Origin of the sequence: Mogibacterium timidum ATCC 33093 (assembly GCF_000525775.1) — a bacterium.
Lineage (GTDB): Bacteria > Bacillota > Clostridia > Peptostreptococcales > Anaerovoracaceae > Mogibacterium > Mogibacterium timidum.
Window position 1 is genome coordinate 17,994 of record NZ_JALU01000030.1, and the last position, 23,656, is coordinate 41,649.

Here is a 23,656-nt window from a genome sequence, read left to right on the forward strand (position 1 = left end):
GGCAGCGAACACTGCTATAGCAGCACAAAAGGTACGAAATCCCACAGCGCAAGCATGTACAGCGTCACCGCCGGCAATGCGTATACCAACATCGGTCTTCCCTCGTCAGCATTGAATCTATGCACAACACTCAGGTATATTATGTGAACAAGCGCAAACACTGCTATCAATATAAAGATCGAGATAATCCCTCTGACTCCGGTCACAAATCCTATCGAAATATAAAATTTTAGATCAGCCCCTCCTATCACAGTCCTATGATATAGGATACGCCCCAGCCCATACGAGGCCATACCGAGAGCAAGCCCAACAAGCGCACCATAGAGTGGCTCAAGCAGTCTGTCGTTGAAGCTCACAAAGCCGACCGCTGATACAGAGAGCAGCACATTGAGCTGATCTGGAACCACGCGGTACTTTGCATCGCACGTAGCCATCATAGTTACGATAAATATGACAAGCACGGCGGAAAGCATAAATTGAGCCGATTCGCGAACAGCCAAAAAAACGCCACACGCACCGAAAAAAACTGTAAACACAAGCTTCCACGGAGTGCTGGGTAGCCGCTGTCTGTCACTATCCATGTCCTGCAGCAGTCTCTCCGGCAGAGAATTATCCTCCCCGGAGAACCATCGCACAGGCAGATGGTTAAACCACACAACTCCGCCATTCCCAAGTATTAATGCGATAACGATCGCTATTACCGCTTTTATTGCCATAAACACATAGTATTGATTCATCCGCTAATTATAACACACAATATAATAATTAAGGCACCTCAAAGTGTACCCTTCAATACCTATTATCGATGATTGATGCACTTTTTGTATATGATACTATCTCTTATTTGATCGTCTCCACACATTGATTTCCTCTGCCGACTTAATCAGCTCGTCTCTAAAATCAGGGTGTGCCAGGTTAACCAGCTTCTCCGCGCGCTCCCATACCGAAGAACCGGCAAGATTCTCCACGCCGTACTCGGTCACCATAATATATGCCTGACTTCTGGGATCTGTTACTATATCCCCACCATCAAAGATAGGTCTGATGTTGGAATGCATCACGCCCTTCTTGTCGGTAAATGTCGATGGCAGCGCTATGAAGCTTTGTGCATCGGGATTCTTGAAACCTGCCGTCAGAAAATCGAGTTGCCCGCCTGTACCGCTGATGTGACGAGTGCCTGCGCTCTCAGCTGAAATTTGGCCGAAAAGATCCACAGCAATACAGCTATTGATAGATACGAAGTTTTCAATCTCACCTATCACATTGAGTCCATTTACATAGTTTATTGGGGCGCAGCACATACTGGGATTGTTATCTACCCAGTCAAACAGTTCCTGATTGCCGTGAGCAATGCTGAACACCGATTTACCACGCATGATTCCGCGCTTGTTGAGGTTAGTAATCTTTCCCGCTTTATGCATATCCAGGTACGCATTTACAAGCAGCTCTGAGTGAACTCCGAGATTTTTGAGCTCGGAGTTTGCTATCAGCTTGCCTATGGCATCCGGCATACCGCCAACGCCGATCTGTATGCAAGCTCCGTCAGTCATACGTCCGACAATAGAGGATGCAATTTTTTCCTCAACGGGACCTGCTGCGATTGACGGAAACTCTGTTAAAGCCTCGTGTTCGCCCTCAATTACCATATCCACCTCGGAGATGTGAATTGTATTTTCAAGACCGTGCACGCAAGGCAGCTTCTCGTTGACCTCAAGTATGATTACGTCTGCAACATCAAAGACAGCGCGCGCATTGGAATTATTGAGCGACACATTGAAATATCCTTGCTCATCCATAGGTGTTACACCCATCACCGCTACATTGACTGAGAGAAATCTCCTGTAGTAATCGGGAAGGTTTCTGAATACCATAGGTATAAATTTGCACAGCCCTCTGTCACACAGCTTCCTCTCGTATCCAATCATGTGCCACGAATTATATGTGAAATGCTCGCCCTCAGGATCCTGCTCTGCAATCTGAAGCGGCTTGGTAATGAGCAACGCTCTGACCTTTACATCTTCAAGTTCATCACGCCTAGCTGCCAGAGCCTCATCAAAAAGCGACGGAAAGCCCTGATAGCATCCGAAATCAACCCAGTCACCGCTTCTTACAATCTGTGCTGCATCTCGAGCGGTCCTAAGCTTGCTTTTATACTCTTCTCTATAGTTCATCAATGTCTGCCAACCTTTCATCGAGCCAAGTTAAAATATCTGCGTAAACTACATCTCTGTCCGTCTCATTCAATATCTCGTGTCTATCATCTAAATAAAGCTTGATATCAACAATGCATTTTGTGTTGCTGATATATTGCATATAAGCCTTGCGGACTCCTTCACCAAAATCACCGACAGGGTCATCTGCACCCGATACAAACAACATTGCCAGGTTCGGTGATATGGTTTTCGTCCTGTTCTTATCAATTGACTTGAGAATCCCCTTGAACATCTCGTTGTATGCGCTCACCGTAAATATGAAGCTGCACCACTCCTCGTCACAATACCAATCCACCACTTCAGTATCCTTGGTCAACCAGTCAAACGCTGTACGCGCCGGTTTAAACTTCTTGTTGTACGATGAAAATACCATGGAATTAATCAGCCTGCTCCTATGGCGATGCCCCCTAATTCCTTTGATTATCGCTGATAGCACGATACCTGACTGTAGCGCAATTGCCTTCTGCTGACCCGTGCCCATGATGATTGCACCGGCCAATCCTTCAGAACAGCTAGCTCCATACTTCTCCTTTTCCGTCAGGTACTGCCTCAGCAAGAACGAACCCATGCTGTGTCCGAGCATGTAGTAAGGCAGTCCCGGATATTCAGCCTCGGTTCTCTTTCTCAACGTGTGAATATCGGCAATCAGCGCCTCGTTGCCGTATTCTCCAAAATACCCATAATCGTCAGGCGTCATCGCCGACTCTCCGTGACCTAGTTGGTCATGACCAACTACCACGTAGCCATGATCCGTCAGATATGAAGCAAAGGCGCTATATCTCCCCACAAATTCAACCATACCGTGAATCAGCTGGACAACTGCCTTTGGCTGCTCATCAGGGCTCCATTTTCTAACGTGTATTGGTGTTCTGCCATCCGCAGATGTGAATTTTTCGTCTGTCTTTTTCATCGATTTTCCCTGTCTTGTATTAATTATGTATTTTCATCCTTTACTTATTAGCCATCTTCTGACCATGGAACTGATAATATGTAGTCTGAAGCCTTCCGTTATACAGCTTGCGTCTCCTGTCCGCCTTTCTGTCAAATATCTCTTCAACCTCACGATCCGTCGTAATCATGAACAGCGACCAGGAGGGATCATTTTCAAGAATCTCCTTGAGTCTGAAATATATACCGTGAATCGCCTCCCTATCACCAATTCGCTCTCCGTACGGCGGATTGGTGATAATGACGCCATTGGATACGGCAGCTCTGAATTTGCGCATATCCATGCGATTGAACGTGATATCCTCTTCAACGCCGGCTTCCGCCGCATTGGCCTGAGCGGAGGCGATCGCCTTACCGTTTATATCAAAGCCCATGATAATCAGTTCACTGTCATAATCCACAGCCCTATATGCAGCTTGTCTCTCCTCATCCCACAGTTCATCCGGAATGAGATCCCAGTCCATAGCTGCAAACTTGCGGGTCAGTCCCGGAGCAATATTTCTTGCCATCATCGCCGCCTCAATCAGAATCGTGCCTGAACCGCAGCACGTATCTACAAGCATTCTTGAGAAGTGCTCGGGGTTATCCTTGTCCCTGCGCATCACGCCTTCCTTCCAGAAGCTCAGCTTCACAAGTGCGGCTACCAGCGTTTCCTTCATAGGCGCCGCCACATCAAATACCCTGTATCCTCTCTTGTGCAGACCGGCTCCTGATGTATCTAGCATAATCGTAACCTTATTCTTTAAAATTGAGAACCTGACGCGGTAGCTCGCACCGTTTTCCTCAAAATGCTTTTGTACGTAGAAATCCGAAAGCCTTGAGACTATGGCCTTCTTGATAATACTCTGACACGAGGGTACGCTGTGAAGCGTGGACTTGACAGAGGTTCCGACAACCGGAAATGCCGCATCTATAGGAAGAAAGTTCTCCCATGGTAGTCCTCTCACCTGCTGGAACAAGTCCTCAAACGTCTCGGCACTGAATTCGGCAACCTTGATATAAACCCTATCTGCCGTCCTCAGCCACATATTTGAATGTACAACTGCCTTTTCATCGCCGACGAAGGTTACTTTCCCATCCTCCGTCTTGAGCACCTGATACCCAAGCTCTTGCAGCTCCATCCTGACCACAGCTTCAAGGCCAAATGTCGCTGTTGCAATCAATTCATATTTCATAAAATATTTACTTTCCCAAAATCATAATCTCTCGTCGCACTCCGATGCTCCGAGCTGTTATACAATATTACTTTATAATTTTAGCACATTAACCTGTACATAAGCGCTGTTTTAGTCTGGAATTTTATCTTGCACGTCAAAAGCACGGCATTTCTGCCGCGCCTTCGTTAAATATCATTATCACGTAGCTTTACAGATGATATTTCAAAGAGCGAAAACCGCGAAATACCGGCACACCCGTATAGGTCAACACAGGAACCTGTCCTGTCATAGCCTGATAGGCACCTGATGCAAGTGCCGCTATCTCCCACTCTCCGGGCATAACCCACGTCTCCGCTATCCAATCTACATATTGCTTGAGGCTCCTGACTATGTACTCAGAGCGAGCAAGTCCACCTGTAATCAGAATAGCATCCACCTTGCCCTTCAGCACGCAGGCACACTCACCTACAGCCTTGGAAAACTGGTATATCATAGCATCCAGCACCAGCCTGGCATATTCATCGTTTTCTTCTTCAATGCGCCGCATTATCTCTTTGACATCGGAGGTACCCAGATGGCTGCTTAAGCCACTGTTTCTGACGATTATATCCTCAAGCTCCTCATGCGTATAGTCACCGCTAAATGCCAGATCCAGCAGCTTGGTCGCCGGTATTGTTCCGGCTCTAAGCGGTGTCATCGGGCCATCGCCGATAAGATTATCGTTGCTGTCGATCATCTGCCCTTCACGGTGAGCAGTGATAGAAACTCCTCCGCCCAAGTGACATACTACAAAATTACATTTGTTGTAATTCAAGCCTTTTTCTTCACAATACCTTCTGGCAACTTCCTTCTGATTGAGGCAGTGCACATGGCTGTCGCGATACACTCCTTTGATTCCGGTCACTCTAGCGAGATCCTGGAATTCGTCGGTATCCGGCGGATTAACGATGTATGCATTTGCACCATACTTATTTGCAAGCTGTCTCGCAATCTGAGATGCGAGCTGAGCGGGATGCTCTACACCGGATGCCGCCGTTTCGCAATCATAGATAATCTTGTCCGTAATGCAATAAACACCGCCATTGGAAGACAGAAGCCCTCCACCACGGCCGACAAAAGCATCGACTTCACTGAGCTTAACGCCATTGCATTCACAACGATTTTCTACCAGCAGCCGTCTGTAGCTCAGCTGTTCCTGAATACTGCCAAATCTGGAGAGTTCGTCCTTATTATGGTATATATTTTCGATAAATACCTTTTCGCTATTGTGGTAGAATCCGAATTTTGTCGAAGTCGATCCAGGATTTATCGCGACTATGTTGTATATCTTATCAGTCATATTCGTCCCTCCAAGGCATATGTTGTTGAGAATAGGGCTTGTCTATCACGGGCAACCGCGAATCTTGTTATGGCTCCAAAGCACATCAAGGCATATATTGCTGAGAACAGGGGCGCGAAGAACACGTCCTCACACCCCTGTACTTGCCGCTTATGCAATTTCCTTTGCTGCTTTGATTGAATCGATAAGCAGTGGAACTACCTTGAACAGATCTCCCGTAATTCCGTAGTCAGCAATCTCAAATATAGGTGCTGCTTCGTTCTTATTGATAGCTATGATACACTCTGAATCCTGCATTCCTGCTTTGTGCTGAATAGCTCCCGAAATTCCGAGAGCTATGTAAATCCTCGGATGTACAGTCTTTCCGGTCTGTCCCACCTGATGGTCTGCGCTTATCCAGCCGGCATCTACGCAAGCTCTGGAGGAGCCTACCACTCCGCCGAGAAGCTCTGCCAGCTCTGTTGCAAGAGCTATTCCGCCTTCTATATCCTTAGCGATTCCTCTTCCGACCGATACGATTACGTCTGCACCAATCAGGTCGACCATCTTCTTAGCCGCCTTAACGATATCGAGAACCTCTGTCTCAATGTCGCCAGCTGCTAACTCAAATGCAGGGTGCATGATTTCGACCTTTGCAGCTCCTGCTTCATCGTAAGGGCACTTCTGCATAACACCGGGTCTTACAGTCGCCATAGCCGGTCTAAATCTTGGGCACACGATTGTAGCCATGAGGTGTCCGCCAAATGCCGGACGAGTCATCTTGAGGTTGGTGTTAACATCGAACAACCTGGTATCAAACTTCATGTTGTCAACATCGAGCGATGAGCCTGTGCGCAGGAAATTGATATAACCATCAAGGTCTATATCAAGGTGTGTGCAATCTGCACAGAGACCTGTATGAAGTCTGGCAGCGCATCTAGGAGCCAGGTCTCTACCGATATTGGAAGCCCCAAACAACATAACCTCCGGCTTAAATTCCTGCACCGCCTCGCTTATCACCTTAGTGTAACCATCTGTTGTGTAATTCTTAAGCAGCGGGCTGTTGTACACATACACACCGTCTGCTCCGTATCCGCCCAGCGCCTTAGCAAGGCCATCTACGTCATCTCCGAGGAGGATGCCATACAGCTTGCAGCCAAGCTCATCAGCAAGCTTTCTGCCCTCGGAAACAAGTTCAAATGTTGTCGGCATCATTTTGCCCTGACGCTGTTCACAGAACACCCATACATCTTTGAAAGCGTCGATTTGCGAACTATCGTAAGCCATATTGAATTCTCCTCTCTATATGATATGCTTGCCGGTCAAAATTGACACAAGCTCGTCAGTAGTATTCTTATCAGAACCTTCCATCATCATGCCGCCACCCTTTACCGGAGGTGTAAACGACTTGTAGATGTTGGTTGGAGAACCCTTAAGTCCGATAGTAGTCTTATCGATCAGCGGATGGTTCTCAAGCGCTGCAAAGTCCATAATCTGAAGCGGCATATCCCAACACTTCTCTGTTCCGACTACGCTCATGTATCTAGGAGTATTCAGTTCCTTGATACAAGTAATCATGCAAGGAGTCGAAACCTTGACCAGCATATATCCGTCCTCCAGCATTCTCTTAATTATCAGTGAGCCTCCCTCTTTCTTGACTTCTCCGGCATAGGTTACCTGCGGCAGATGCAGCTTCTCGGCTATCTGAGGCCCAACCTGAGCTGTATCTCCATCTATAGCCTGACGGCCGGCGATGATGATATCATCAGTCTCAACACCATACGTATCAATAGCCGCAGCCAAGATCTGCGATGTAGCATATGTGTCAGATCCTCCAAATTCACGAGCGGAAACGAGAACTGTCTCGTCTACTCCCATTGCCATCAGTTCTCTGAGCATTCCTTCAGCCGGCATAGGTCCCATAGTGAAAGCGACTACCTTGTATCCGAACTCTTCCTTGAGAGTCAGCGCCTGCTCTACAGCGTTGAGATCATCCGGGTTGATGATTGTCTGCATTGAAGCGCGGTTAAGTGTTCCATCCTCGTTTACTGCAACCTTGCCGGAGGTATCAGGAACCTGCTTAACTGTTACGAAAATTTTCATTTCTTCCTTCCTCCTCTATCTAAGCAAATTGTTAGCGATTACAACTTCCTGAATCTGGCTGGTTCCTTCAAATATGCTCATTATACGAGCATCTCTGTAAAGTCTCTCAACTCTGTATTCCTTGATGTAGCCATATCCACCGTGAATCTGTACTGCCTTGTATGCACAGCGGTTTGCAGCCTCTGCAGCGAAGAACTTAGCGATAGAGCAAGCCATTCCGGCCTGTGGTGAATTCTGATCCTTGAGGCTTGCTGCGTGATATGTGAGCTGTCTTGCAGCCTCTACATCCGCCTGCATCTCTGCAATCATGAAGCTAACACCCTGGAAGTCTGCAATTCTACGACCAAACTGTTTACGCTCCTTAGCGTATTTTACAGCCTCATCCAGGCACCCCTGAGCTACTCCAACAGACATAGCCGCAACTCCGAGTCTGCCTCCATCCAGAGTCTTCATAGCGTACTGGAATCCCTTGTTGAGAGGTCCTATAAGATTTGCCTTAGGAACCCTTACATCCTCAAATACCACATCAGATGTCGGATATCCGTTAATTCCCATCTTTTTCTCCGGTGCTCCCAGCGAAACACCCTCTGCGTGCATGTCGACTATGAACATAGATATACCGCGGGAACCCTTCTGCGAGAGATCTGTCTTGGCATAGATGATAATCCAGTCTGCCATCGGTGCACCGGAGATAAAGCACTTACGTCCGTTGATGATAAAATCTTCTCCATCAGGAATTGCTGTTGTGGTTGTACCACCGGCATCTGATCCGGCTCCCGGCTCTGTAAGTCCAAATACGAGGATTTTCTCTCCGCTTGCAACCTGCGGTAGATACTCTTTCTTCTGAGACTCACTTCCTGCGAGGAGCAGCGGGCCTCCACCGAGTGAGTTTGAAGTATTTGCGTAAATAGCCAGAACTGCATCCTGGCGTGCAAACTCTTCGTCCATGAGCACATAGGTCAAGCTATCCGATCCTGCGCCGCCGTACTCTTCCGGAATCTTAACTCCCATAAATCCGTAACGGGACATCTTCTTGTGCATATCCCAGTTGAACTCACCGGTCTCATCGAGCTCATCCTGAAGCTCCTTGGTGAATTCAGTCTCAGCAAACTCACGGAACAGTTTCTGCTGCAGCGCGTGCTTTCGATCCAAAATCATTTATTTACCTCCTTAGCATGGTATCTCGTGAGACGACTTTCCTTCAGTCATGATCTCATAAATACTGTCAACTCCACATGCAGCCATAGATGCAGCAGCCTCTTCTGTGAAGAAAGCCATGTGTGGTGTGTGATACACATTTACGAAAGAACGCAGATACTTGAGCTTGAAGTAAGGCATTCCCTCTGTCCTGATAATATCCTCGTTGTGAGGAACGTGAATGATTCCTGTCTCCCCGGGGAATGCATCACAGTACAATGCGCCAATCTTACCGTTTTCAACACCTTCGATAACAGCGTCTATATCCAACAGTTCTCCTCTTGCGTTGTTGATGAGTATTACGCCATCCTTCATCTTGTCGATTGCTTCCTTGTTGATCATACCTGTTGTAGCCGGCAGGAGCGGCATGTGAATTGTGATTACATCGCACTCCTTATAAATTGTGTCTACATCAACGTAGGTAGCGTATTCCTTCACCTCATCGTCCTGAATAACATCATAAGCTAAGATTTTACAGCCAAACCCGCTCAGAATCTTGACCACAGTCTTGCCTATCTTACCCGCACCGAGCACTCCGACTGTGAGAGAACGGAGCTCCCTTCCCATCTTGCCTTTAAGTGTAAAATCGTTGTCGTTAGTGTTGTACAGCGCCTTTTTCTGATGACGCATACACATCAGTATAGCCATTACAGAGTACTCGGCAACTCCATTAGGAGCATAAGAGCCGTTACAAAGCTTAAATCCCAGCTTTCTGGCATACTCTACGTTCATGTGATTATAGCCAACGCAGCGGGATGCTAAAACCTTAACACCCATCTTATTGAGCTCGTCGAGTACTTCGTTTGAATATGTACTCTGACCCAGAGTTGTAATACCGTAGCTTCCCTCTGCCAGGTTTACCGTTGTCTCATCCAAATTAGCTCTTGTAATAACTACATCGATGCCGTATTTGTCACACAAGCCTCTGATGACAGGCTCTTCGTCCGGTCTAACTTCATATGCAGTAATTTTCATGTCAATTCTCCTCGTATAATATGTTTTACCGACACATTTTCTTATAAAACATGTCATATAACAGCTTGTTCCACTTTGCATATAAACCGTTGCAATCTCTAAAACGACCCAATTCACCCCTTATTTTTGATTAGTCCTGTAGAGCGGGATCCATATCGATTGCGGCACCACTTTCAAGCATTGCGGAAATATCCTCTGTCGAATACCCGAGTTCGCCGAGGATATCCTTTGTCTGCTCTCCGAGATAAGGTCCTCTCTCGTATGGCGGAAGTCCCATCCGATCAAATAGAACCGGCGGTCTTACAAGGGTGCGTTTATTGCCGTTGCTATAAGCCATCTCGTAGAAGCAGTCAGACGCCCAAGCCTGCCTGTCTTCCAGCAAGCTGTCCCAGCCCTGAGCGACTGCATATGGTAAATCATTAGCATCCAAAATCCGACACCAATCATCGCAATTCTTGGTCTTAAACTCCGCTGTAATCCATGCTGAAAATTCCTCGCGGTTAGGGATAAGGTTCTTCTGTGGATAGAATCTCGCGTCATCTGCCAGTTCCGGATGCCCCATTGCATTCATAAGTATTGGATAATGCCTGTCGTACTGAGGCATAGCGATCTGCAGCCATCTGCCGTCAGCAGTCTCGTAGCAGAGGACCAGCGGATTACCAAGCTTCCATCTCTCCATCGGATACTGTGTGCTGTCAGCACCATACTGACTAGCCTGAAGCATCAATGAAATATCCCAAATAGCACTGTGGAACAGCGATACCACCACATGGTCGCCCTCGCCGGTCATCTTGGCCTTGAACAGCGCCGCGAGAACTCCGGCTGCGAGGTTCATAGCGACCTGATGATCACCGAAGCCTTGAACTGTCAGCATCGGCAAGCTATTCTTGTCACGAAGCGGACCCAGGATACCGCCCCTGGCGTAGAAGGCTGTAAAATCGAAGCCCGGCAGATCCTTATCCGGTCCCTTTTCCCCATATCCGGATACATATCCATAAACCAGGCTAGGATACTTCTCATGAAGAGTCTCCCAGTCCAACCCTGCTCTCTTGAGCGGTGACTGACGCCAGTTGCAGATAAATACATCTGCAGTTGCCAGCAGCTTCTCAAGCGCTTCTCTCCCCTTTTCAGACTTAGTGTTAAGTGCAATGCAGGTCTTTCCGGCATTCTCAAGGTCGTAAGATGTGTTTTCCTTCTGATCGAGAGGACGACCCTCGTTTACTGCAGTGTAGCGAAGCGGATCGCCCTTAGGCGGTTCGACCTTGATAACCTCTGCACCGAGGTCAGCCAGGAATCTGGCTGTGCAAGGTGCTGCAATAAAGGTAGCCATCTCAACGACTCTGATTCCTTCAAGTGGTCTATTGCCCATTATTATCCTCCTTGAAATTTATCTAAGCATTAAAACGTTTTAGAACAATAACATATCGCGGAACGTCTCAAGGTTAGTCTTAACCTGTTCAAACTGATTCATCTGTCTATCGACTTCTACTAGAGCCAGTGGCAAATCAGCCTTCTCGCACGCTTCCTTTATACATACGAAGTCGAACTCCTCCGGATCACAGAACTTTGTCATTACTACTACCACTCCCTTAGCGCCTCTATTCTTCGCAACATCTACAATCCACTGAACTCTCGGTTTCTCTACGTTGTAGAGAACAGAACAGTTATCTGTATTTGCAAATTTCTCGGCTAGCGCCTGCAGCGCATCAGCTCCAAAAGGAACATCTGTCCTGTACTGTCTGGATTGTGCACAGACATCATCTGCAACTATGTGCATTCCGAACTCGTCAAAGGTTTCGCTCAGACCATCCATGTCTGTGAGTATTCCGGAAATTACGATCGGGAAGTTGCCTACGCTTTCGTCGGCGGCCTCGAGCTCGGTAATTAGTTTATTTACGAGAGCCGTGTGCTCCTCTACGAGCATATAGTTAGCACTTGCAAATATATCGCTACGCTCCTGAACCGTAATCTCGGCGTGTTTAGCGAGCAGAGCATCTATTTTACGCATCGCTGCATTATGCTCGTTGTACAGTCGGTTGGATTCAGCAAGCTTATCCGGCGAAAATTCAGCTCCCGTGCACTCCTCGAGCTCCTTGATTACTCGCTCGTATCCGGCCCTTGTGTACGCGATTCCAAATGCAGGCTTCCTGTTCTGTGGATATGTCATAGGTATGAACTTTATATCAGGAACTGCATACTTCCAGTTTTCACCCATGGTCTTGAGAGTGTCACACAGCGACGGAATTATAATCGCGCTCGCGCCCTCAAACTTACCGGTGATGCCCAGCTCCAAGATAGACTGAACTATTGAACACATGAACGCCGGGAAATACTCCTTTGCTCTGTCGAGTTCCATATCTGCACCCCATGTTCCCATTGGCACAAGCCCCATTGAATGAACTATCTCATCAGGCGTGTAATACGGAACGGTGAGAACAATCTTTTTGCCCTCTCCCAGATACCTGTCCATCTGCTTGCGAGGAGAAGCTGCTATCTCATGAAAATCCTTGATTGTATTGTATGTCATAGCTATCTGTCTCCTTTCTCAGATTTGTTGGATTCCATAATCTCCATCAGCCCTTGAACTCTCGTATCGTACTGTGCTTCTGAAAAGTTTCTGGGGTCGGCCTGATCTCCGTCAAAGCTTGCAACCGGTATATCGCACGCTTCTCCGATCTGCCTGCTCATTTCATACATAAATCCGCTCCACAGCTTGCATGAACGGTTGGTATGTACCAACAAGCCTTCAACGTGATTGTCCTTGCAGAGCTTGATTCTCTTATCTCTGGACTTCTCCAGATTGATGGCGTTAGGAACACTGCAATATGCCTTAATCATCTCTTCAAACGAATGGTAATCAAATCCAAACGCATCGGCGTATATCGTCGTAACCATGTTGATACCGCGATCCTTAAGTCCATGCGATGTTGCTCTCAGATAAGGCCAGCAAGCTATCCCTTCAAACATAATTCTGTATTTTTCCTCAGCTCTGAATGTGCTGGTACCATTAAGATGATTTTCCTTGTATTCCCTGAGGAGAGTTTCCATGGCCTCTCCGGCCTCTTCCTTGCCTCTAGCTGTAACCATTACAGCCATGTGGTTAAGCAGGTCGAATCCGTTAAACGGAGAAGGCACATACTTTGCCTGTGCCGTAGCTTCGAGCCATGCTCTGCTGGCTCTGCAGCTAAATCCTGTAACCTTTTCGAACTTTGCATCATCCCATTTCAGGCCAAATAGCTTTTCAAGCTGATGAACTGCATCCCAGAACTGCGCAGACACATAGGCTACTTCAGCATCGGAAACCTCATAGTCCGGATTGAAAGGAATATCTAGAATAATCATTGGGATGTTGAGATCTCTGGCGAGATTCTCGTACCACTTAATCATGCAGTTGCAGATATTGTTGCAGCACAGCAGCACATCCGGCATTGCAACATCCTGCTCCGGACATTCCTTGAGCTTGGCGTACGCAAGACTTACTCTCGCATATGCACAAATGTCATTAGAATACCCCTCTGCTTCCGCGACATTGCACATTCTTTCTCCTGCACCTCTGGCGGCAATTCCCGCAGCTTGATTCTCAGGGTATGCAGTCGCAATTCCCAGTGTTTCAGGAATCTCAACAGGGAAGTTGCTGGATACCCAAGCGACAGGAACACCCCGTTTCTTTGCCTCAATTGCGCCGGCAAACGCATCACCGGCAATCTTTCCTAGCTTAAATTTGGCTGAATTAGGATCAATTGGCTTCCTAGGCTTTTTGATTTCCTCTGCCATAACCTATTACCTCCTTTTCCATTTTGTTAATCATTTAGAAATATTTAGGCTGAATCTATCTGTGTAAAAAAATTAAATACGCATTTTGTTAATTCATTAACATCTTTCCCTAAAAATTTTTGCTCCCTTGAAGATGTAAATTTTTTCACCTAGTTGTCATAGCCCGCGCTTCTGTATGCATAAATCGCCGCCCCAATAGCTCCGAAATATTGTGCAAGCGGGTCGTACTTTATGTCTGTTTCAATTGCTTTGCTCATAGCTTCTCGAACTGCGCCGTTTCGCGCCACGCCGCCAGACATACACACAGGCTCTTTGAAGCCCGCACGCCTGACTAATGAGCTTACACGCGTCGCAACGCTGTTACAAATCCCGGCGATAACATTTTCTCTGCTCTCTCCGTTTGCCAACTGGCTGATAACCTCTGATTCTGCGAAAACCGTACATGTACTCGAAATAGTGGCCGGCTTCTCAGCCTTCGCAGCTAATACCTCCAATTCTGAAATATCTGCTCGTAAAATATTAGCCATCACATCCAGAAACCTACCTGTACCGGCCGCACACTTGTCATTCATCACAAAATTCGTCATCTTACCTGACTCACTCATGCATATAACCTTGGCATCCTGACCGCCGATATCTATCACAGTACGGACGTCCGGAAATACGAATCTGCTCCCAAGCGCATGACATGTCAGTTCACTGACTTCAAGATCGCAGCCCTTATATTTATTGCGTCCATAACCGGTAACTGCGGTATTAGTTATATCAGCTTCAGACAGACACGAACCGGTCATCAACTCCTGCTTGACATCCTCCGGTCCTGAAGTGCCAAGTCCGCCTACACATAGAGCCTTTGCCATTAATTTGGTTCCGTCTTCCAGGATTACACACTTGGATGTGGTAGAGCCTATGTCGAGTCCAAGAGTATACATCTGCCGGTCTCCTTCCCATGTACATATTCTCGTACAAACTCATTATAGCGCTCGTTATTTTATAGTCAATAGAGTTTGTTAAAAAATTATTATAGCAGTTTTTCAAATATGGTATTAAGAATTTTAAAAACAGTGATTCTGCTATCCTATTTTCGTTGAAATTTCAACATTTGCGCAGATAAAAGGAGAGGCATAAGCCTCTCCCCGAACTGTAGACCTTTATCTGTCTTGTTATAAACCATCATAAGAGCACCGACATAGCACCGTCACATCATCAAGACGGCAACTATCAGATACTTGTAAATCTATCCAATGAATCTAATCAACCTTAATCTTATCCCAAAGCTTGGACATTCTTTCGATACTCTTGACGTCTGTGCCGTTCTTCTTGAGCTGCTTCATATACATCTCCTTAGGCATTCCCATTTTTTTATACGCAGACAGGTACTTCTTGGAGTAGTTGTTCATATATAAGAAGAAGCCTCCCATATACGCCGCACCTGCTACCGTGAGAACTGCCGAAGCGACCCAAGTCCAAAAGAAGCCGCATACAAAGATTAGTACAATCCATACGATTCCGAGTATTCTGTTAATCTTAGTCAGCTTGTCAATATCAATCGACTTAGGAAGCTGGATATTCTGATCCTTCATCTGCTTCTTATATAGATTCTGTTGATAGCCCTTTGACTGTCTAATATATTGTGGTGGTCTCTGCTTACCTTTGCTCATCTTATCGTTCCTTTTCTAATTAATCTGGTTAAACATTTTAACATAGATTATTCACTTTTTTCAAGTGATTTGAACATCTGCTGCATCGTTGGGTTGTTCTTTGTAAGCTTCTTGATAGTCAAATCCTCTGCCTTGTTGTTAGCTAGACGAAGATTATTCTCCGACGAGGTCAGTGCCTTCTTAATTTTTTCGAGGTGATCGATTGATTTATCGATTTCAGCAATAGCCTCCTGAAATCGCCTGGATGCTATATCGTAGTTTCTTGCGAATGCGTTTTTGAAGTTCTCCATATCCTCCTCGAAATGAGTGATATCGATATTCTGAGCCTTCATCGTTTCCAGTTCCTGCCTGTACTTGAGAGCGTTATGACCCATATTGCGCAGAAGCGAAATCATCGGAATGAAGAACTGAGGTCTGATAACGTACATCTTGTCATATCTATGAGATACGTCAACAATTCCCTGATTATAGAACTCGTTATCAGCTTCCAGAAGCGACACCAAAACCGCATACTCGCAGTTCTTTTCTCTTCTATCCTTATCAAGCTCTTTAAAAAAATCTTCGTTCTTGTGCTTTGTTGCAGTCGCGTCCATCTCATTCTTCATCTCAAACATTATTGACACGACCTCAACCCCATTGCTGTCTGATTCGCGGAATATATAATCTCCCTTGCTACCGGTTCTGGCATCATTGTCCTTCTCAAAATACGCATTTTGAAAGGCCGTGGATCTCAGCTTGTTGAATTCTATCTCACAATGCTGTTCCAGCGTCTCTCCCACCATTTTGGTCGATTGACGTGCCTTGAGGTCCTTATAGTAATCTATCTGCTCGTCCTTCATCTTGAGCTTGGCTTCATATTCATCGCGAAGCACCTGAAGATTAAGCTCCGCCTCCTTCTCACTTACCTTGAAATCGCCGGATAGCTTTTGAAGCTCCTCCCGCTGCTGATTAAGTTCCTCATCCTTAAACGCAGCGAGTTTTCTGTATTCAGCCTCCTTGGTGTCAGCAAGCTTTCGATATTCATTTACTTTCGCTTGAACGGCTTCATTTACAGCCAATGCCTTATCTTTATCATTTGCAGCTATGGTGGCACGCAGTCTAACGATTTCCTGTTCCTTACCGGCCAGCGCATCATGAAGCCGATTAGCTGTCTCTGCCTTCGCCAGATTGACTGCAGCTGTCTTGTCGCTCTCATACTGCTCTTCGGCACGTTTTATCTCATTGTTAAATTCCTTGTCTCTGACCTGTTTGACAATTGCCGCGTACCCAGCCTCATCTATCCGGAACACTTCGCCGCACTTAGGGCACTTAATCTGCTGCATGACAATCCTCCTCAGAAATTCTATTTATCGTCCGAAATTACCTCGACATCCACATCGACCGCATCCTTTGTGAAGTCATCTTCGAGGTCGCCTGCACTGGCTCTCCTGTCATAGGAAGATCTGTTATCACCACTATCACCACTATCACCACTGCGATAGCGACGAGCACTCCCGGCTTCACCTGATTTATCTCTCCACCATCTAGCTACAGCTTGAAATAACACGAGAAGACCTACAACAATCCAGAATAATGGATTAAGCAGAATAGCTATCACCACCGATGCAAGCAACAAAAATATGAATATTCCTATCACGCAGCCAAGGCCGCCTCCATCACGATAATACATTTCGTCCTCCTAATTATATAAACACCTATATATACTAAGTTAGTTTCTGTTTTCCTAATCGATTACAACGTATTATAGCACAGGGTATTTGAATATTTGGTGACGCTATATTAAATAAGAATTAATATTGTCGAATTATCGCATTAAAAAAGGGGCCGAAGCCCCGCTTAATATCGTAATAGTAGCTGCACCGGGGAAGAGCTCTAGCCGAAGTATCTCTCAAGTAGACCCTTGAACGCCTTTCCGTGTCTAGCCTCGTCCCTTGCCATCTCGTGAACTGTGTCGTGGATAGCATCAAGGTTAGCTGCCTTAGCTCTCTTGGCAAGGTCGAACTTACCGGCCGTTGCACCGTTCTCAGCATCAACTCTCATCTGAAGGTTCTTCTTGGTGCTGTCTGTGATAACATCTCCGAGAAGCTCTGCAAACTTGGAAGCGTGCTCTGCCTCTTCCCAAGCTGCCTTCTCATAATATAGACCAACCTCTGGATATCCCTCTCTGTGAGCAACTCTTGCCATAGCCAGGTACATACCTACCTCGCTGCACTCTCCCTCAAAGTTAGCTTTTAGATCAGCTATAATATCTTCGTCAGCACCCTGAGCAACACCTACAACATGCTCAGCTGCCCATTCCATCTCGCCTTCCTGTTTAGTGAACTTCTCTGCAGGAACTCCACATACCGGGCACTTCTCCGGTGCCTGATCTCCCTCATGAACATAACCACATACCTGACATACAAACTTAGCCATTTCATACTCCCTTCCTCAGCTGTGCTGAAATAAAATTATAAAGTCGTCTTGTTAATCATCTATGCACGCTTGTTAGACATGCACTCCGGGCAGATGCCATAGAAATTGACTTCACACCCCTCTATCGTACCGCCAAAATTCTTCCGGCCGATCTCAACGATCCGATTATTATCCGCATCAAGGTCTAAGACTGCGCCACATCTGTTACAGAAGAAATGCGCATGAGGCTTGACATTATAATCATACCTTGTAGCTCCATCCGTAATGATTGCAGAAACCTCTCCCATATCTTCGAGCTGCTTGAGATTCCTATATACAGTCGCAATACTAAGATTAGGCATGCTGCTCTTAAGCTCTGTATACAGAGTTTCAGCGGTCGGGTGGTCTTTCCTGTCAGATAATTGGTTCTTGATCGCTTCACGCTGTTTGCTATACTTAATCATTAGTTAATAATTAGTCTCCTTTAATTTTAATAATCATTATCGTTATCATTATTATACTCGTATAAAATATCTTGTCAACAATTAAATTGAAAAAAATTAAAGTTAATCAATTAATCTGTCTTCTATATTGATATTATCAGCGTGTTATGCTACTCTAACTATAGTGAAGGAGGCGTATTCCATGAAAATTCAGAAGTCTTCAGAAGATTATTTAGAGACAATGCTGATGCTGAGTGAGCAGAGAGGTTATGTCAAGTCTATCGATATCGCAAGACACCTCGACGTAACTAAGCCCAGCGTTTCGTATGCTACTAAAAGATTAAGAGAAAACGGTTACATAACTATGGATGATGACGGGCTGATTCATCTAACCGAATCCGGCCTTGCAATCGCAACAAAGATTTACGACAGGCACAAGATGCTCTCGCGTTTCTTGCTTCTGCTCGGTATTGACAAGGATACTGCGGACGAAGACGCTTGTAAGATTGAGCATGACATAAGTCAGGCTACTTACGAAGCAATATGTAATCACGTTAACAACTTCCTTGCCGAGTGCCCGGCTATGAATCATGACCATGAACCGACAGCATAGTCTCTGCAGTTATCCGCTGCAGATTATGTAAGCGCTTTTACCACCCTCGCGGGTGGTATTTTTTGCTTTAATATTTTTTACACAGCAGATTTCACATTTGTAATTTGCCACACCTAACAGCAATACTTTATGTGTGTCCATACAATCTCAACCTTCAAAGTGTTTAAAATTATTTATATTCTTTAAATAAGGTTTACTTGCCAAAAAATATATGGCAAAATTTCCTTGTGATACTTCGTCACTTCTGCCATACGTTAGTGTGTTTTCTTCATTGTTTTAACCCATTATTTTAGCAATCTCGTCAGCGGAATATGAGCCAAAATATGAAGCGTACGTTATTGCTTTCACACCTTATCAAGGAGGTTAACCAATGACAGAAATTGAAAGAAAGCACAAATATCCGATAGCCTTTTGGATTTGTGGATGTACGGAGATCTTTGAACGCCTCTCCTTCTATTTAGGTCGTTCTCTAATTCTGGTATTTGTTTCGACGGCAGTTGCATCCGGCGGACTCGGCCTCGCTGATACAACCGCAGCCAAGATGCAGGCAGACATTACGGCATATTCATATCTAGCAGGTTTCATCGGCGCATTTATAACAGATAGATTTGTCGGCGCGAGATATACTACACCTGTAGGAGCACTCATCATTTCATTTGGCTACTTTGCCGGCTCTATGGCGCACGACGCCAAGCTTGTGTACGTCATGATATTCTGCGTAGCGTTTGGCCTCGGGTTATTTAAAACCGGACCTCTGATCGGAAGAGTAGTAAAGCCTGAGCAGCTTAACTCCGCATACTCAATTCGCTATTCCCTTGTAAATATCGGAGCATTCTTCGGACCTCTGCTTGCCGGGATCCTATATCAGTACACCTTCAAGACCGGTGATTTGCTGGGATTCAGACCTTAGCTCACTCTTCGTTTAGTCATATCGTATGAACACCGTATAAGAAAAGCCCAAGCTCGATTGAACTTAGGCTTTATCTGCACAGGTGTCGATTTTACTGATCTATGATATGTCAATTAAATCTCTCTTGTGTATTTAGCAAGGTATTCTTTCTCGTCCTCTTCCAGGTATGGCGCGATGACCTCGTATACATGCTTGTGGTAATCGTTGAGCTGCTTACGCTCTTCTGCTGTCATGTATTCCGGATCGATAGCATCCAGGTCGAATGGAACTAGTGTGATTGGCTCAAATTTGAGGAATTTGCCGTACTCATTTACTTCATCCAGTACGCAGAGAAGTTCGTTCTCCAGACGTATTCCGTGCGAATCAGTGATGTAGATACCGGGCTCATCTGTGATGACCATGCCTTCATCGATTACGCACTGGTTACCCTTTCTGTATACCCAACGGAAGCTTGCAGGACCTTCGTGGATGTTTAGCAGATATCCTACTCCATGACCGGTTCCGTGATTGAAGTTGAGATGACGATCCCAGAAAGGCTTTCTTGCGTAAGCATCGAGGATTACGCCGTTGCAGCCGTAGAGAAACCTGGCATTTGCCAGCGACAGGTTACTGATAGCAACTAGAGTAAAGTCCTTCTTCATCTGATCTGTAACCTCCCCCAGTACATATGTCCTGGTGATGTCAGTCGACCCCTCGTAGAAGCCGGCACCGGTATCTGTGAGGTGCATTCCCTTTGGCAGCACCGGAATATCCGACTCCGGAGTTGGCGCATAGTGTACAATTGCAGCATGAGCACCATATGAAGAAATAGGCTCAAAGCTTGGACGAATAAAGTTGCCCATCTCCTTGCGGAACTCGTCAAGCTTGTCGGAAACGCTGATTTCGGTCATCTCAATCTTACCCACATTTTCCTTGAGCCACTTCATGAAGCGCAGATGCGCAATGCTATCCTTGATCTGGGCCTTTCGGATGTTCTCGAGCTCAACAGGATTCTTGACGTTCTTGAATATCATCTCAGGATTCATCACATCAATCTTCTTAACTGAATCAGGAATGTTGCAGAACATTGCATAATTAACCTTAGAAGCATCCAGCATCAGCTTAGCATCTGCAGGAATATGCTTGATGTCCTCATAAATATCGTTATATGGATGCAGCACTACTCCGTCAGCCGTGAGGTGTGCCTTAATCTCGTCGCTCAGCTTACGTTCGTCTATGTACAGGTGATATGCCTTGTCGTCCATCAGAGCATAGGACAGAATGAGCGGGAAGAAATCAATATCATCTCCACGGATATTAAGAGTCCAGCAGATGTCATCAATCGTAGTTACTACGTGCATATCAGCTTCTGCAGCTGCCATCTTTTCACGGATATCGGAAAGCTTATCAGCCACGGTCTTACCTGCGTATTTAACGTCAAGCTCAAATGCAGGCTTCTCGGATAACGGTGGCCTGTCAGTCCAAATCTCATCAATAAGGTCAAGGCTGTACTCGATGCAGCCGCCGTGTTTAAGAGCTATACCTTCATAAAGAGAACCTTCGTCCATCGATACAACTCTGCCGTCAAAGCCGAGCTTATCTCCCTTAACGAGCTTGCTGTCCAGGAATGCATCCAGAGTAGGAACTCCAGGTTCTCCCATCTTCATCAGCTCAACGGTTGTTCCCTCCAGCTGCGCACCCGCCTGCAGGAAGTATCTGCCGTCTACCCACAGCCATGCTCCGTCCAGACCGATTACTGCAGTTCCGGCAGATCCGGAGAATCCTGTAATAAACTTTCTAGCCTTAAAATGCTCACCGACATACTCACTCTGGTGGAAATCAGCAGTTGGAACTACATAGTAATTGATTCCGTTCTCCTGCATCTTGGCGCGAAGTGCAGCAAGCCTCTCCTGAATTACATTCATTTAAAGTCTCCTTTCAAATATAAGTAATATATAAATAATGGTTATAAACGTCTACACTTGATTATATCATCAGAGAGCTTCAGTTTAAATATTCTAATTTATACAGCTCTCATTTGACCGGCCGTTCCGGGTCTCTAACACCTATCTGCCGATATAGCATCCTGAGACCTTAAGACAATCCGATGATAGTACCGTCTGACTTGATATCCATGCCGTTAGCAGCAGGCACCTTAGGAAGTCCCGGCATAGTCATAATTGAACCTGTCAGAGCCACGATAAAGCCCGCTCCGGCGGATACTCGGAGCTCTCTAACTGTGATCCTGAATCCGGTGGGAGCACCCAGCAGCTTGGCATCGTCAGAAAAGGAATACTGAGTCTTGGCAACACAGATTGGGAACTTGTCGTATCCAAGCTTGTTAAGCTCATTAATCTGCTTCTGAGCTGCTGCTGTAAAGTCGACGCCATCAGCTCTGTAGATTTCCTTGGCGATTTTTTCCATCTTCTCCTCAATAGTCATGTCGAGGTCATATAGAGGCTTAAAATCTGCTGTTCCTTCCTCGCAAATCCTAATGACTTCCTCGGCAAGCTCCATACCGCCGGCAGAGCCCTTTGCGAACACCTCTGAAAGGACCACTTTCACGCCGTATTCCTCGCAGATCTTATCCAGCAGCTCCAACTCAGCCTCGGTGTCTGTAGGAAATCTGTTGATGGCTACCACCGATGGTACACCAAATTTTACGACATTTTCTATATGTCTGATCAGGTTAGATGAACCGGCCTTGAGAGCCTCCTGATTTTCCTCCGAGAGATTATCCTTAGACACTCCGCCATTCATTTTAAGTGCACGAACTGTAGCCACTATTACGACACAATCCGGTTTTAAGCCGGCATATCTGCACTTTATGTCAAAGAATTTTTCAGCACCAAGGTCCGCCCCAAAGCCTGCCTCAGTTATTACGTAGTCACCCAGCTTGAGCGCTGTCTGCGTCGCAACTACGGAGTTGCAGCCATGAGCTATGTTAGCAAACGGCCCGCCATGGATGAATGCCGGTGTGTTGTCGAGCGTCTGCACCAGATTAGGCTTGATCGCATCCTTGAGCAGCAGAGCCATTGCTCCGGTTGCCTCCAGATCACCGGCAGTTACGGCCTCGCCATCGTAGTTATAGGCAACTACCATCTTGGACAGTCTCTCCTTGAGATCCTCCAGGTCAGTTGCAAGGCATAGGATCGCCATAATTTCAGAAGCAACTGTAATATCAAATCCGTCCTCACGAGTCACGCCATCAGCCTTGCCGCCAAGACCGATTACGATGTTACGAAGTGCACGGTCATTCATATCTACAACGCGCTTCCATACAATCTTCTTAGTTACGATTCCAAGCTTGTTACCCTGATGAATATGGTTATCAAGCAGTGCTGCCAGCAGATTGTGAGCTGAGGTTATAGCGTGAAAATCACCTGTGAAATGAAGGTTGATATCGTCCATTGGAACTACCTGTGAGTAACCGCCGCCTGCAGCGCCGCCCTTGATACCGAAGCAAGGACCTAGTGACGGTTCACGAAGAGTCGTGATTGTCTTCTTGCCCAGCTTGCTGAGTGCCATCGATAATCCAACATTAGTTGTCGTTTTACCTTCTCCGGCAGGGGTTGGGTTAATAGCGGTAACGAGCACAAGCTTGCCGTTCTCTCTATTCATATTCTCCTTTATGTAGGAGTAAGATAGCTTAGCCTTGTATTTTCCATATTGCTCCAGCTCATCGCCCGGTATATCGAGAGCTTTAGCAACTTCAGTGATTGGAAGCATATGCGCTTCCTGAGCAATTTGAACATCTGTCTTCATGATATCCTCCACAAAAAACTATGTACCACAAGCATACAACATCATTATACGCATGTACGTATAAGCAAACAATATGTACATGCATCATAAAATAATTTAATAAATTCAACTTATTTAAATATTTTATTTATTACATGCGTTCCCCTGCTGCAGCCTGCTTGTTGGCTTATAGGACAAAAAACGTGTTTTGCTAATCCCAGTAAGAA

At 46.0% G+C, this 23,656-nt stretch carries 22 protein-coding genes; 2 read left to right on the forward strand and 20 right to left on the reverse strand.

Annotated elements, in window-relative coordinates; genetic code table 11:
* Positions 1-14: 14 nt before the first annotated feature.
* The 18 genes from HMPREF0581_RS08030 to HMPREF0581_RS08115 form a co-directional block, all read right to left on the reverse strand.
* Entirely contained in the window at positions 15-716 is a 702-nt protein-coding gene (locus HMPREF0581_RS08030; protein WP_039883711.1) for an A24 family peptidase, read from the reverse strand.
* 117 nt (positions 717-833) lie between these two features.
* Complete coding sequence (locus HMPREF0581_RS08035) at positions 834-2,171, reverse strand: acetyl-CoA hydrolase/transferase C-terminal domain-containing protein (protein ID WP_009644281.1); 1,338 nt, start codon at positions 2,169-2,171, stop codon at positions 834-836.
* Complete coding sequence (locus HMPREF0581_RS08040; protein ID WP_036382155.1) at positions 2,161-3,123, reverse strand: alpha/beta hydrolase; 963 nt, start codon at positions 3,121-3,123, stop codon at positions 2,161-2,163. Before HMPREF0581_RS08040 ends, HMPREF0581_RS08035 begins: the two co-directional genes overlap by 11 nt.
* A gap of 40 nt (positions 3,124-3,163) precedes the next feature.
* Positions 3,164-4,336 carry a THUMP domain-containing class I SAM-dependent RNA methyltransferase gene (locus tag HMPREF0581_RS08045; protein ID WP_036382158.1) on the reverse strand — a complete coding sequence of 391 codons (1,173 nt, stop codon included), beginning with the start codon at positions 4,334-4,336 and terminating at the stop codon, positions 3,164-3,166.
* A gap of 190 nt (positions 4,337-4,526) precedes the next feature.
* Positions 4,527-5,657 carry a butyrate kinase gene (gene buk, locus HMPREF0581_RS08050; protein ID WP_009644306.1) on the reverse strand — a complete coding sequence of 377 codons (1,131 nt, stop codon included), beginning with the start codon at positions 5,655-5,657 and terminating at the stop codon, positions 4,527-4,529.
* A gap of 150 nt (positions 5,658-5,807) precedes the next feature.
* Entirely contained in the window at positions 5,808-6,923 is a 1,116-nt protein-coding gene (acrA, locus tag HMPREF0581_RS08055; RefSeq protein WP_009644233.1) for an acryloyl-CoA reductase electron transfer subunit beta, read from the reverse strand.
* A gap of 15 nt (positions 6,924-6,938) precedes the next feature.
* The gene (gene acrB / locus HMPREF0581_RS08060; protein ID WP_009644330.1) at positions 6,939-7,739 is read right to left on the reverse strand and encodes an acryloyl-CoA reductase electron transfer subunit gamma; all 801 of its coding nucleotides are present in this window, start codon (positions 7,737-7,739) and stop codon (positions 6,939-6,941) included.
* Positions 7,740-7,754: 15 nt separating this feature from the next.
* Entirely contained in the window at positions 7,755-8,897 is a 1,143-nt protein-coding gene (locus HMPREF0581_RS08065) for an acyl-CoA dehydrogenase family protein (RefSeq protein WP_009644220.1), read from the reverse strand.
* Between the two features lie 12 nt (positions 8,898-8,909).
* Positions 8,910-9,911 carry an NAD(P)-dependent oxidoreductase gene (locus HMPREF0581_RS08070; RefSeq protein ID WP_009644326.1) on the reverse strand — a complete coding sequence of 334 codons (1,002 nt, stop codon included), beginning with the start codon at positions 9,909-9,911 and terminating at the stop codon, positions 8,910-8,912.
* A gap of 130 nt (positions 9,912-10,041) precedes the next feature.
* Positions 10,042-11,280 (reverse strand): CaiB/BaiF CoA transferase family protein, encoded by a 1,239-nt coding sequence (locus HMPREF0581_RS08075; RefSeq protein WP_009644351.1) that lies wholly within the window; start codon positions 11,278-11,280, stop codon positions 10,042-10,044.
* A gap of 39 nt (positions 11,281-11,319) precedes the next feature.
* A complete protein-coding gene (locus tag HMPREF0581_RS08080; protein ID WP_009644341.1) occupies positions 11,320-12,438 on the reverse strand; it encodes a 2-hydroxyacyl-CoA dehydratase subunit D in 1,119 nt (372 codons plus the stop codon).
* 2 nt (positions 12,439-12,440) lie between these two features.
* Positions 12,441-13,685 (reverse strand): 2-hydroxyacyl-CoA dehydratase subunit D, encoded by a 1,245-nt coding sequence (locus HMPREF0581_RS08085; RefSeq protein ID WP_009644368.1) that lies wholly within the window; start codon positions 13,683-13,685, stop codon positions 12,441-12,443.
* Positions 13,686-13,834: 149 nt separating this feature from the next.
* Entirely contained in the window at positions 13,835-14,617 is a 783-nt protein-coding gene (locus tag HMPREF0581_RS08090; protein ID WP_009644246.1) for an acyl-CoA dehydratase activase, read from the reverse strand.
* A gap of 318 nt (positions 14,618-14,935) precedes the next feature.
* Positions 14,936-15,346 (reverse strand): hypothetical protein, encoded by a 411-nt coding sequence (locus HMPREF0581_RS08095; RefSeq protein WP_036382161.1) that lies wholly within the window; start codon positions 15,344-15,346, stop codon positions 14,936-14,938.
* Positions 15,347-15,393: 47 nt separating this feature from the next.
* Positions 15,394-16,668: a DUF2130 domain-containing protein gene (locus HMPREF0581_RS08100; protein WP_009644319.1), complete on the reverse strand. Its 1,275-nt coding sequence runs from the start codon at positions 16,666-16,668 to the stop codon at positions 15,394-15,396.
* A 20-nt stretch (positions 16,669-16,688) separates the two neighbouring features.
* Complete coding sequence (locus HMPREF0581_RS08105) at positions 16,689-17,015, reverse strand: hypothetical protein (protein WP_009644286.1); 327 nt, start codon at positions 17,013-17,015, stop codon at positions 16,689-16,691.
* 203 nt (positions 17,016-17,218) lie between these two features.
* Complete coding sequence (locus HMPREF0581_RS08110; RefSeq protein ID WP_009644236.1) at positions 17,219-17,761, reverse strand: NADH peroxidase; 543 nt, start codon at positions 17,759-17,761, stop codon at positions 17,219-17,221.
* 59 nt (positions 17,762-17,820) lie between these two features.
* A complete protein-coding gene (locus HMPREF0581_RS08115) occupies positions 17,821-18,204 on the reverse strand; it encodes a Fur family transcriptional regulator (protein ID WP_009644345.1) in 384 nt (127 codons plus the stop codon).
* A 181-nt stretch (positions 18,205-18,385) separates the two neighbouring features.
* On the opposite strand from HMPREF0581_RS08115, the gene HMPREF0581_RS08120 reads away from it, so the two are divergent.
* Together HMPREF0581_RS08120 and HMPREF0581_RS08125 are read left to right on the forward strand one after the other, a co-directional pair.
* Positions 18,386-18,796 (forward strand): metal-dependent transcriptional regulator, encoded by a 411-nt coding sequence (locus HMPREF0581_RS08120; protein WP_009644269.1) that lies wholly within the window; start codon positions 18,386-18,388, stop codon positions 18,794-18,796.
* Positions 18,797-19,166: 370 nt separating this feature from the next.
* The gene (locus tag HMPREF0581_RS08125) at positions 19,167-19,706 is read left to right on the forward strand and encodes an MFS transporter (RefSeq protein ID WP_009644365.1); all 540 of its coding nucleotides are present in this window, start codon (positions 19,167-19,169) and stop codon (positions 19,704-19,706) included.
* 113 nt (positions 19,707-19,819) lie between these two features.
* Here the strand turns inward: HMPREF0581_RS08125 and HMPREF0581_RS08130 are convergent, their stop codons facing one another.
* Together HMPREF0581_RS08130 and HMPREF0581_RS08135 are read right to left on the reverse strand one after the other, a co-directional pair.
* Positions 19,820-21,610 carry an aminopeptidase P family N-terminal domain-containing protein gene (locus tag HMPREF0581_RS08130; protein ID WP_036382164.1) on the reverse strand — a complete coding sequence of 597 codons (1,791 nt, stop codon included), beginning with the start codon at positions 21,608-21,610 and terminating at the stop codon, positions 19,820-19,822.
* A 169-nt stretch (positions 21,611-21,779) separates the two neighbouring features.
* Positions 21,780-23,450, reverse strand: a complete 1,671-nt coding sequence (locus HMPREF0581_RS08135) for a formate--tetrahydrofolate ligase (protein ID WP_036382167.1) — start codon at positions 23,448-23,450, stop codon at positions 21,780-21,782.
* Between the last annotated feature and the right edge of the window lie 206 nt (positions 23,451-23,656).